Here is a 12,063-nt window from a genome sequence, read left to right as displayed (position 1 = left end):
TTAGGGGAAAAGGAGCTAGCAAAAAGTCAGTTGGCATGAGCGGCTCCTATTCAATTATCAACTTACGCGCTTTGTACCGAGAGTAATTCTTGGGCACTGGCTTTGGTTGTTGTACTAATTTTATCTCCACCAATTAAACGGGCAATTTCTTCTACCCGCATATCGTGTTCAAGTGGTTTCATTGAAGTAAAGGTTTCACCGTTTTCAACTGACTTGGCAACAAAAAATTGATGGTGCCCGCTACATGCTACTTGTGGTAAATGGGTTACACAGATCACCTGGGTCGATTTACCTAGCTGTCTTAAAAGCTTACCCACTTGCGATGCCGTTGGCCCTGAAATGCCCACATCTACTTCATCGAAAATAAGGGTAGGGGTTGTAACACGCTGGGCAATAATTACTTGAATAGCTAAGCTTATTCTCGACAACTCACCACCGGACGCTACTTTACCCAGCGGTTGCAGCGGCTGGCCAGGATTAGTTGAAACTAAAAATTCAATATCATCAAATCCTTTAGCTGTAGGCTTTTGTTGTGTTTTTTGCGTTAACTCAATCGCAAAACGGCCATTCTCCATTGATAGCGAGGTCATACTGTTGCTGATCAATTCATTAAGTTGTTTGGCGGCTGATTGCCTGCTTTCGCTCAAGCCTTTTGCGGCGATATTGTAAGCTTGTATCGCGTCTGCGATTTCTTGTTCTAGCGCATCAAGGCGCTGCGAATCAGAGCTGATATCGTCAAGTTCTGACTTTAACTGCTGGTGAAAGTCATAAAGTTCATCTGGCTTCACAGCATGTTTGCGAGATAAATCCATCGCTTTTGATAGCCGCTCCTCTACTTCTTGCAAGCGCATTGGATCTTGGTCGATGTTTTCACTGTAGCTGCGTAGCTCTCTGCAGGCTTCTTCAATTTGCACTGCGGCTTCTTCAAGCATCAATGCGATAGGGCTCAAGTTGCCATCATAGCTGGACAGTTCACTAAATTGCTGCGTACTATGCTGTAGTTGACTCAGCACCGTTTGGTCGTCTTCGTATAAATGGGCAAGCTCTCTTTGACAAGTTTCAATAATGGTTTGGCTATGACTAAGACGCCCATGCTCTGCTTCTATTTCGGCAAATTCATTATCTTCGAGCGCAAATTCATCTAACTCAGCGACTTGATATTCAAGTAGTTGCTGCTTGGCAGCTTGGGCTTGTTGTTGCTTTTGCAGCTCTGAATATTCGCGTTGTAACTTGTTAAAATGGGTATATTGTGTAGCGACAGCATTCACGAGTGAATAGTGGCCTGCATAAGCGTCGAGTAGATGCAACTGATGTTCGGGTTTAAGCAGCAGCTGGTGAGCATGTTGACCGTGAATAGAAATTAAGTATTGCCCTAAATCTTTTAATTGCCCGGCAGTCACAGCAACGCCGTTGATATAGCTTTTACTGCGACCATTCTTACTGATCACGCGGCGTAAAATACAGTCTTGCTCTTCGTTATTAAGCATGTGCTCTTTTAAAAATTGCTGAGCGGTGGGTAACGTTGAGATATCAAAGTGAGCGCTGATCTGTGCTTTGTCAGCCCCTGGGCGGATCGCTGCAGGGTCAGCGCGCTCACCTAAGCATAGCGATAGGGCATCAATGGCGATTGATTTACCGGCACCAGTTTCACCAGTGATGGCAGTCATACCTGCCTGCCATTCGATATTTAAGGCATTTACAATGGCAAAATTTTTAATTTCTAAATTTATAAGCATACTGTGTATCCAAACAGTGGTTATACTGTTAATCTATACAGTATGCTTTAAAAATGCAACTTGAATTTTGTAACTAAGCTGATGCAAACGCTAGCTCGTCGTTAAGCGTTGCCTTGCTGCTGTCATTTGCTGCTCTGTTTGATTGTTTTGGTCGTCATTCGAGTCATTATTTTGCTCTTGAGTGTCAGTTTCTTGATCAACAGACTCACTGTCGCTCAGTGCTTCGACAGACACATCAGGTGTTTTTATAAGCGCAATTAATGCTGGCAAGATTTCATGGTAGAAATCTTTATTGTACGCGATGCCTGAAGATGGAAGCTCAGCGACAAAGTATTGTAATTGCTCCGCTAGCAAGTCTTTATTACCTGTAATTCTTGATTTTCCTAACTCTGTTCCTACTGCACGCGTAAACTGTTCGCTTACTGTTTCTAGTTGATTAAGGTTTTCTTCAGTATGAGCTTGAACAACAAAAAAATTGCTGACAATGGCATTTATTTTAGGTGCATATTTTGGGCGAAGTATTTTAGCATCTACATACTCAGCGGTTTTCGCCTTAAAGTTATCAGTGACTTCTTTTAAGCGCTCATTAAAGACTTTTTTTTCGGCTTCTCGCGCTTTTTTGCGATTATTTTCTATCACCACATACACTCCTAACAGCGTAATAAGAAGCAGTAGAGTGAAAAAAACAATGTAACTGATCATAACAACTAAAATTTCCTAAATTAGAAAAATAACTAACCCTATTTTGCGGCATATTAGTGGCATTAGTAAAGCCTACTGCCCCAATTTAATTTCTGCCTGAGCACATTATAATACGAATAGGATTTTGGATGGATCAAGCGCAAAGTTTGATCTGCTTTTTTTATTACTACTTCATCACCAGGGAGTACAGCGAGTACTACGTGGCTGTCACAGCTGACTTGTAGGCTGTCGGTATTTTCTAGGCTCAATTTAAGGCGGATCTCGTTATTGGCATCAACGACTAAGGGGCGACTAGATAGTGTATGAGGAAACATCGGTACTAAGGCCATTGCATTAAGCTGAGGTGTTAGTATTGGGCCTCCCCCCGATAATGAATAGGCGGTAGAGCCCGTTGGGGTTGATATAATGAGCCCATCAGAGCGCTGTGAAAAGACAAATTCATCGTTAATAAACGCTTCGAATTCGATCATGTGTGCTACTTTATCTGCGTGCAGCACCGCTTCGTTTACAGCAAGATTGGCGCTTTTTAATTGGGCATGACGATAAACTTCTACTTCCAACAAAAAACGCGACTCAGAAATGAAGTTGCCTCTAAGTACCTCCTCTAAGCTGGCTTCAAAACCCTCTGGGTTGAGATCGGTCAAAAAGCCAAGATTACCTCGATTAACACCAATTACGGCAACATCAAAACGTGCTAACACACGCGCAGCCCCAAGCATATTGCCGTCACCACCTACAACGATGGCTAAGTCACATTGGGTGCCTAAATCGACCAGTTCAGTAAGCACGTTGTTATCAATGTTAGAAATTTGCGCTCCTACGCGTTGCTCAACTAAAACGGTATAACCAAGTGCTTGCAAAAAGGTGTATAAGCGTTGTAAGGTCAACGCCGCGCCTTCATGGTTAGGCTTTCCAATTAGGCCTATGGTTTTGAAGGGAGTCGTCATTGTTGAATTCCTTGATAATAATAGCGCAAGACTAACTTAAAATGTCAGCACTTGAAACTGGCAAATGATGTCACTACATAAATAATATGAAATTAACAGCACGCGACCAACAAATCTTCTCTGCGGTAATGAGTTTGTACTGCAATGGTGAAGGGCACCCAGTGGCTTCTAGCAAGATAGCCAAGCAAAAAGGCATGGCTGTATGCTCTGCAACAGTGCGCAATGCCATGGCTCGTTTAGAAAAAATAGGCCTATTGTATTCGCCTCATACCTCTGCAGGTAGAGTGCCAACGGACTCTGGCCTAAAGTATTGGCTGAATGAGTATTTTGCTTTGTCTGATATTGCCAACTATTGGCAACCTGAACAGAACCAATTGATTGAATTTGCACACAGTTTGAGTCAAAAATTCCATATTTGTTGTTGCGTGGGCTTACCACAGGCCAGTTCACAACTCGTTTTTAGGGTTGAAGTATTGGCGTTTGATAGTACTTATTGGCTGGTTTTGTTAATAGACAGAGCAGGGCAATCTCACAACATTTGTATTAATAAGCCCAAAGACGACAGTGATCAGCATCGTTATTTGTTTGCAGCGTGGATGAACACGGTTTTTAGCCAGCAAACATTAATAGAAGGGCTGCATCGGATGAAAGCAATGGCGCATAGCGCGCCAGATAGCTGCAGAGATCAACTTGCACAGTGGACGCGAGAGTTACACTATCAATTAGGTACAGACAATAGCATTGTGGTTGGTGAGCGCTTTTTATATCAGGGATTAGATATCGAGTCAGAACTAAATATTGGCGTATCGTTTTTACACCAAGTTGAAGATAAATTAGCTTTTAAAAATGGTGTGTCAGTATTAATGGGTGAAGAGCTAAGTACACTGAATGTAAAACAGTCACTGGTATTGAGTGTGCCCTATTTTCAAAATGGTGAATATCAAAGTCGTTTTTGCGTAATTTGCCCTGCAAATGCACCAATTGAAGCCATCATTACACAATTTTCTCAAATCACGCCAATCGGGGCTTGAATCTGAAATTTCTATCCCCATAATTAGCCACAGTTGTAAAGAATCGGAGAAATCTTACATGTCTGAGCAAACCAATGCCCCTGAACATGAGCAAGAAGCTGCTGAGCAAGTAGAGCAAGCAGCACAAACACACGAAACAGAGCAAGAAGAAACACAGGCGCAAACAGATGTTAGCCCTGAAGAAGAGATAGCTGGCTTGTATGCTGAATTAGAAGCGGCTAAGCAGACGATTAAAGATCAACAGGACGGCGTGGTAAGAGCGGCGGCTGATGTTGAAAACATGCGTCGTAGAGCGGCTCAAGATGTTGAAAAAGCACATAAGTTTGCGTTAGAAAAGTTTGCAAACGAGTTATTGCCAGTAATTGATAATCTTGAGCGTGCTATTGAGTTTTCTGACAAAGAAAACGAAACGTTAAAGCCTGTACTTGAAGGTATCGACATGACTTTGAAGAGTTTTGCTGATGCGCTATCTAAGTTTGGTGTTGAAACAGTGAATCCACAAGGTGAGTCATTCAACCCTGATTTACATCAGGCGATGTCTATTCAACCAAGTAACGATGTTTCGCCAAATACTGTGCTTGCAGTAATGCAAAAAGGTTATACATTGAATGGTCGTTTGTTGCGCCCAGCAATGGTGATGGTATCTAAAGAAGCAGAGTAAAATGCATTTTTAGAGACAAAAAAGCCGGTGTTATCCGGCTTTTTTTGTGCGTGATTTTTGCAATACTTGGTAGCCAATAGACACTAATACCGCTGCTAACATCAGCGCCGAAAATGGCAACGCGCTTTTAGGCTCTACAAAGGCTAAGATGGGGCCTACTAGCGCACCACTGCCAAAGCGCAGAGTGCCTATGACCGCCGTAGCGGTGCCGGAGTGTTGCTCGAAGGCGATTAAAATAAGTGCATCGGCATTGCTGGCGATGACCCCTAAACTCATCATCAATGGAGCAACGGTACTGGCAAAAAGCCATACATTAACAGTCATCATACTTTGGGCCACTAGCACACTGGCGGCCAAGACACCAATAGCTAATCCTAAAAACAGCATACGCCTAGAGCCAAGTCTTGGCACCAGACGTGTATTTAAAAAATTTCCGCACATAAGCGCCATCACATTGAGTGCAAAGAGCACGCCAAACAACTGCTCAGACACAGCGAAGTAATCAAGGTAAACAAACGGAACTGAAGTTAAAAAGCAAAAAAAGGCAAATGACACCGACATGGAAGTGAGTATGTCATAACGGCTTTGCTTATTAGAGAGTACAACGTGATAGTTTTTTAGAAAGAACGAAAGAGATATTTTACTTTTATTGAATCTAGGCACATCTAGATCAGCGTAAAAACAACAAACTAGCACTAGCAAAGCATAAATACTTAGCGACCAAAAGATAGCGCTCCAGTGCCAAACTAGCATTAAGGCGGCACCAATACTGGGTGCAAGTAGTGGCGCAAGCATCATGATCATAGAAACATATGACATACCTTTGGCTGTGTCTTGTTGGTAATAATGGCGAATGATCCCTGGTACAACAACACTGGCCGCAGCGCCGGTAAATGCTTGTAATACCCGAAGCATGTTAAACAATTCTATGTTTGTGGTTAATGCAAGTAACGCAGAGCTGATAGCAAACCCCAGTAACCCTAAACGCGCTAAACGTGTGCGTGAAAATCTATCTGCTAAAGGGCCAAAAATAAGCATGCCAAATGCGTAGCCCGCCAAGTAGCAACTTAAAGACACTTGAACTTGCTCAAGAGAGGTATTTAACTGTGAGGCGATGGCAAGCATTGCCGGTAAATATAAATCTATTGCTAAAGGTGTTAGTGCCACAATGCTGGCAAGTAACGGTAAAAATAAACGACCAAAAGAATGAGAATGTTGCACAAGCGTCCACAAAAAATGACTTTTATTGATTATAACGATATGTGGCCAATTAAGCTTAAGTTAATAGTTAAGTAGCAATTATTTGCGTCAAAATAGAATAATAACAAAGCCGTATGCTTGAGTCAGTGCTAGGATGTTTTAAACTAGCAACAAGCTTAATGTGATTGGAAATGAACAGTATGAAAAAAATACTTACAACGTTGGCAAGTGCCTTACTTATGACACTGGTGGTGTCTGGATGTAAAACTTCTCCTACAGGGCGGACACAGATCACTTTGTATTCTGACCAAAAAATGAGTGAGATGGGGGTGGCTAGTTTTTCTCAAATGAAAGAGCAGCAGGCGATTGAATCTGATAAGGCAACCAACGCTTATGTGCAGTGTATTGCTGATCAATTGATTGCTCAACTACCCGCTGAGTACGCAAATCAACAGTGGGAAGTTGTGGTGTTTAAAGAAGATAGTGCCAATGCGTTTGCGTTGCCTGGTGGTAAGATTGGGGTCCATACTGGATTATTAAATGTTGCTAAAAATCAGCATCAACTTGCAGCGGTAATGGGTCATGAAGTAGGGCATGTTATTGCACAACACGCAAACGAACGTGTATCGCAAAATAGTTTGCTGCAGTTTGGTCTTCAAGCCAGCAATGTCGCGTTACAAATGGGCGATGTGCAATATAGAGATGCAATTATGCAAGGGCTTGGTTTAGGCGCTCAGTTTGGTGTTGCGTTACCGTTTAGTCGTTCTCATGAAAGTGAGGCTGACATCATTGGTTTAGATTTAATGGCCAAAGCAGGTTTTGAACCTCAAGGCTCAGTTGACCTTTGGCAGAATATGGCAGCGGCTTCTGGCGGTGAGCGACCTCCTGAGTTTATGTCCACTCACCCTGCACCACAAAGTCGTATTGCAAATCTACAAAATGGCATGACTAAAGCGAATGCGCTAAAAAATACGGCATGGCAAGCTGGTAGAAAACCGCAATGTAAGTGATTTAACCCCCCGCAGTAAAGTACATCAACTACAAGCGCATGATGTGCTTTGCTCTGGCAATGCTATATTTAGCTTAGCCAGTCATAATTTGTTTTAGATGTTTTTTTATAAATTTGATCTGGCTCAAAATAGTGCATAACAGTCAGTGTGAGAGGACAAAAGTCCTTATCGGGCGGCGCTTATTTAACTATGCTCGCCAGCTATCTACACAGTACATGCACTAAGATAGGCGGGGTTAGAATACCAATTGCTTATTTACCAGTGAATTCATGCAATAATCAAGTGGAATCAATATGCAACAATTACCTACGGTCGATTATCAAGCGCCCAATGCAGCCGCACAATTTGTCGAGTCTTTACGTAACACAGGCTTTGGTGTATTAAAAAATCACCCAATTCCCCAAGAGTTAGTTGAGTCTATTTACAACAATTGGCAAGCGTTTTTTAACTCTGAACAAAAGCATGAGTTCTTGTATGACAAAGAGACTCAAGACGGATATTTTCCACCTGAAGTATCTGAGGTAGCAAAAGGTTTCACTGTAAAAGATATCAAAGAGTACTTCCATGTTTATCCTAAAGGCCGTGTGCCAGCGCAACTTGATGCGCAAATTCGCGAGTACTATCGTTTAGCGAACGAGTTTGCAGCTGAATTGTTAAGTTGGGTACAGGCAGAAGCCCCAGCAGATGTGCGTGCTAAATTCTCTATCGATTTAAAAGATATGATAGCTGACTCTGAGCAAACATTATTACGTATATTACATTACCCGCCAATGACAGGTGATGAAGAGCCGGGTGCTATCCGAGCTGCCGCACATGGCGATATCAATTTGCTAACGGTTTTGCCTGCGGCTAATGAGCCTGGTTTGCAAGTGCAAACAAAAGATGGCGGTTGGCTAGACGTGCCGTGTGACTTTGGTTCATTGATCATCAATATTGGTGACATGTTACAAGAAGCATCGGGTGGCTACTTCCCATCTACAATCCACCGCGTAATTAACCCAACGGGTAAAGCTTCAACAAAATCACGAATTTCTTTGCCGTTATTCTTGCATCCTCGTCCTGATGTTGTGTTGTCAGAGCGTTATACGGCAGATAGCTACTTGCAAGAGCGATTAACTGAGTTAGGTGTAAAATAAAAAGAGCGGCTTAGCCGCTCTTTTTATTTATAATACAAAAACTTAAACTGATTCAATTACTGCATTCATCCCTATAAATTCAATATTATTAGTATATTTACGCTGACAACTTATAGATTCTGTGCAATATTAGAATTTTTCATTGTTAAGCAATTTTATCAAAAATTTAATGACAACGCTGTCATTTTGTGTGTAACATTAATTCAACACGACTCAAATGCTCAGCAAAAACTATAAAATTGAGCCAACCCCAATCGATAGAGGTCGCTACATGATGGCTAAACAGGTGCAACAAGACCAGTTATATATAGGTATAGACGGCGGAGGAACTAAATGCCGCGCTACTATCTACTCACAGCAACACGGTGTATTAGGCTCAGGTCTTGGAGGTCCTGCAAATCCACTTCATGGTCTTGAACGTACGTTAGAGTCAATCATGGTTTCGACCCAATTAGCACTGCAAGATGCGGGGTTACGTGTTGAGCAAGTTCATGATTTAAATGCTGGTATGGGTTTAGCTGGCGTAAATTTACCTGCGCTTTACGACAAAATAATGCAATGGGACCATCCATTCCAACAAATGTTTTTAACCACTGACTTACATACAGCGTGTATCGGTGCACATGAAGGTCAAGATGGTGCGGTTATTATTACTGGTACGGGCTCTTGTGGATTTTCTATCGTTAATGGCGACTCCGTTAATTATGGTGGTCATGGCTTTGCGCAAGGTGATATTGGTAGTGGTGCTTGGATGGGGCTTGAAGCCATCAAAGCCGTTTTATTAGACCTTGATGAGTTAGGTCCAGCCACGCAAATGAGTGCGATGTTTAAGGCGCATTTTAATACGCTAACAGCCATGGGTATAGCCGAGCAGATGGCAGGTCAACCTTCAAGTACGTATGCTAAGCTTGCTCGATTAGTATTTGAAGCTGCGGAACATGAAGATGAAGTGGCACTGTCCATTGTCACTCAAGGTGCTGATTATATTAGCCGGTTAGCAAAAAGATTGCTTGAAAACAATCCACCTCGTTTATCGATGATAGGGGGCCTTTGTGAGCCGTTAAATAAATGGCTAGACCCCGATGTCGCAAAATTAGTAGAGCGACCCAAGCAGCCACCAGAGATGGGTGCAATCTACTTTGCGATTAAAAATGTAGAACAGAATTTAGTAAAGGCGAATTAATGACTAGGCAATTGTATAAAGCAACGAAATTGTTTGATGGATACAGCTTCCAAGAAAACGTAATTTTTGCCGTAGAACATGGCAAAATTAGCTATGAGGTGAGTGATGTAAGCGAGCCTGTAGAGCAGCTTAATGGCTTGGTTGTACCTGGTTTTATTGATGTACAGGTTAATGGTGGTGGCGGTGCATTTTTTAATGCAGAGCAAAGTACTCAGTGTCTTGCAAAAATGCTATCGGCACATGGGCAGTTTGGTTCAACGGCAATTATGCCTACGCTTATAACCGATAAAGTAGAAGTGATGTCGGCAGCAGCAGACGCGGTAGCTGAAGCTGTAGCAAATCATCAAGCTGGAATTGTTGGTATACACTTTGAAGGACCACATTTGTCTCACCCTAAAAAGGGCACTCATAGTGAGCAATATATCCGCTCTATTTCTGATGATGAGTTTGCTATTTATGCACGGCAAGACTTAGGAATTAAAATGGTGACACTGGCCCCTGAAACGGTGCCGATTGCTGACATTGAACGACTGGTTAAACTCGGTGTTAAAGTATGTATTGGCCATTCAAATGCCGATTTTGATACAACCATGAACGCATTACGAGTAGGTGCTACAGGTTTTACGCATCTATTTAACGCTATGTCTGCATTTACTTCTCGTGAGCCTGGTGTTGTTGGTGCAGCGCTTTGGGATGACAATAGTTGGTGTGGTTTGATTGTTGATGGCCATCACGTGCATAGCACGTCGGCAAAGCTTGCTATTAGAACAAAGCAACGTGGCAAAATCATGTTGGTGACCGATGCCATGCCACCCGTTGGCACTGATGATATGGAGTTTGATTTCTTTGATGGCCGTAAGGTGATACGTACTGGTGATAGGTTAAACTCAACAACGGGGGAGCTTGCAGGTAGCGTGTTAGATATGGCGAGTGCGGTACGCAATACTGTGAATGACTTAGATGTGTCGCTTGGCGAAAGTTTGCGTATGGCATCTATGTATCCAGCGCAATACTTAAGTATTCCAACAAAAGGGCATTTAACACATGGAGCGGATGCTGATTTTGTGTTGCTTGACGATTCTTTGCTAGCAAACGCGACTTTTATTGCTGGCCAAAAGATTTAGTTTTTCCCTGAATAAAAACCCCGTTGCAGTATAACGGGGCTTTTTTGTTTTTAAGAGGTACCCGATGACTACAAAAAGCACAAAAAAACGTCTGGCATCGCTCGATGCTCTGCGGGGCATGGATATGTTTTGGATTTTAGGGGGGCAATCTATTTTTGCCGCACTATTTGTACTTACAGGCTGGCATGGCTGGAAGTTATTTGAAGCGCATACAGTGCATAGTCCTTGGCATGGTTTTACTTTCTATGACCTAATCTTTCCACTATTTATTTTTCTCTCTGGCGTGGCGATGGGACTTGCACCTAAACGTATTGATCACATGCCTTTGGCACAAAGAAAGCCGTATTACCAAAAAGCTGTTAAAAGGTTGCTTCTGCTGTGTTTACTTGGGGTTTTATACAATCATGGCTGGGGGACAGGCATACCTGCTGCTGTCGATGAAGTTCGCTACGCAAGTGTATTAGGACGAATAGCGTTCGCATGGTTTTTTTGTGCGCTGTTAGTTTGGCATACCAGTGCGCGCACTCAAGCTTTTGTTGGTGCGGGGATCTTACTTTTTTACTGGCTCCTATTGTGCTTTATTCCTGTGCCAAATGGTGTGGCAGGGGATCTATCAGCTAGCGGCGCTGGAAGTTGGAATGCTTGGTTTGATAAGTACTTTTTACCTGGGATAAGTTATCAATCTCGTGTTGTTGACCCAGAAGGGGTGTTATCAACCTTACCAGCGATAGTAAACGCGATTGCAGGAGTGTTTGTTGGCCGCTTTGTGTCACGCGCTGAGCAGTTTGGGCAGTGGCGTAGCGTTGTTGTTTTATTTGGTGTTGGTCTAGGTTGTTTACTCATTGGTTGGTTATGGGATGTGTTCTTTCCGGTAAATAAAGAGCTTTGGACCAGTTCATTTGTACTCGTTACGGTGGGTTGGAGTACAATTTTGTTCGCGATTTTTTATGCGTTGGTCGATTTATTAAATACGCAAAAGCTAGCTTATCCATTCATAATCATAGGGGCGAACTCGATTATTATCTATCTTGCTTCGTCTTTGGTTGATTGGGGCTATATCAGCCTAAGTGTATTTGGTGGATTAGTTACAGCTGCTTCAGCTCAATGGCAACCTTTACTTAGTGTTTTAGCATTGCTTTTAGTGCAGTTATTAGTGCTACATTGGATGTATAAACGGAAGATCTTTGTAAGCGTTTAATGTAAATTAAAATAATTTCAAGATAGCGAAGCCCACGAAATACGTGGGCTTCATCGTTTTTGGAGCTAAAATGGTGAATTTTTTCTTCACTTTTACTTTACAAAGCTTTTTATTCTGATAATAATGACAGCGTTG

The 12,063-nt window shown here is 42.4% G+C and carries 11 protein-coding genes; 7 read left to right on the top strand and 4 right to left on the bottom strand.

The genetic code is table 11. The features are described 5' to 3' along the window. Positions 1-62 precede the first annotated feature (62 nt). From recN to nadK, 3 genes are all read right to left on the bottom strand, one after another. Positions 63-1,736: a DNA repair protein RecN gene (gene recN / locus GDK41_RS10235; protein WP_152086324.1), complete on the bottom strand. Its 1,674-nt coding sequence runs from the start codon at positions 1,734-1,736 to the stop codon at positions 63-65. Between the two features lie 90 nt (positions 1,737-1,826). Next, positions 1,827-2,435, bottom strand: coding sequence for a hypothetical protein (locus tag GDK41_RS10230; RefSeq protein WP_152087563.1), 609 nt, complete (start codon positions 2,433-2,435; stop codon positions 1,827-1,829). Between the two features lie 65 nt (positions 2,436-2,500). Continuing rightward, complete coding sequence (nadK, locus tag GDK41_RS10225) at positions 2,501-3,385, bottom strand: NAD(+) kinase (protein WP_152086323.1); 885 nt, start codon at positions 3,383-3,385, stop codon at positions 2,501-2,503. 86 nt (positions 3,386-3,471) lie between these two features. On the opposite strand from nadK, the gene GDK41_RS10220 reads away from it, so the two are divergent. Both GDK41_RS10220 and grpE read left to right on the top strand, forming a co-directional pair. Then, positions 3,472-4,416 (top strand): HrcA family transcriptional regulator, encoded by a 945-nt coding sequence (locus tag GDK41_RS10220; RefSeq protein WP_152086322.1) that lies wholly within the window; start codon positions 3,472-3,474, stop codon positions 4,414-4,416. Between the two features lie 58 nt (positions 4,417-4,474). After that, positions 4,475-5,077 (top strand): nucleotide exchange factor GrpE, encoded by a 603-nt coding sequence (grpE, locus tag GDK41_RS10215; RefSeq protein WP_152086321.1) that lies wholly within the window; start codon positions 4,475-4,477, stop codon positions 5,075-5,077. A gap of 30 nt (positions 5,078-5,107) precedes the next feature. Here grpE and GDK41_RS10210 read toward each other — a convergent pair whose 3' ends face one another. Then, entirely contained in the window at positions 5,108-6,298 is a 1,191-nt protein-coding gene (locus tag GDK41_RS10210; protein ID WP_232056441.1) for a Bcr/CflA family multidrug efflux MFS transporter, read from the bottom strand. Between the two features lie 179 nt (positions 6,299-6,477). Between GDK41_RS10210 and GDK41_RS10205 the strand changes: the two genes are divergently transcribed. The 5 genes from GDK41_RS10205 to nagX all read left to right on the top strand — a co-directional run bounded on the left by GDK41_RS10205 (position 6,478) and on the right by nagX (position 11,928). Beyond that, positions 6,478-7,287 carry a M48 family metallopeptidase gene (locus tag GDK41_RS10205; protein WP_152086319.1) on the top strand — a complete coding sequence of 270 codons (810 nt, stop codon included), beginning with the start codon at positions 6,478-6,480 and terminating at the stop codon, positions 7,285-7,287. A 293-nt stretch (positions 7,288-7,580) separates the two neighbouring features. Beyond that, positions 7,581-8,423, top strand: coding sequence for an isopenicillin N synthase family dioxygenase (locus tag GDK41_RS10200; RefSeq protein ID WP_152086318.1), 843 nt, complete (start codon positions 7,581-7,583; stop codon positions 8,421-8,423). Positions 8,424-8,694: 271 nt separating this feature from the next. Then, complete coding sequence (nagK, locus tag GDK41_RS10195) at positions 8,695-9,606, top strand: N-acetylglucosamine kinase (protein ID WP_152086317.1); 912 nt, start codon at positions 8,695-8,697, stop codon at positions 9,604-9,606. Further along, entirely contained in the window at positions 9,606-10,730 is a 1,125-nt protein-coding gene (gene nagA, locus GDK41_RS10190) for an N-acetylglucosamine-6-phosphate deacetylase (RefSeq protein ID WP_152086316.1), read from the top strand. The genes nagK and nagA overlap by 1 nt, the downstream gene beginning before the upstream one ends. A gap of 64 nt (positions 10,731-10,794) precedes the next feature. Next, entirely contained in the window at positions 10,795-11,928 is a 1,134-nt protein-coding gene (gene nagX / locus GDK41_RS10185) for a transmembrane glucosamine N-acetyltransferase NagX (RefSeq protein ID WP_152086315.1), read from the top strand. Positions 11,929-12,063 lie beyond the last annotated feature (135 nt).

This window comes from Pseudoalteromonas sp. A25 (assembly GCF_009176705.1).
Classification (GTDB): domain Bacteria; phylum Pseudomonadota; class Gammaproteobacteria; order Enterobacterales; family Alteromonadaceae; genus Pseudoalteromonas.
This window is presented reverse-complemented; position numbering and strand designations above follow the sequence as displayed.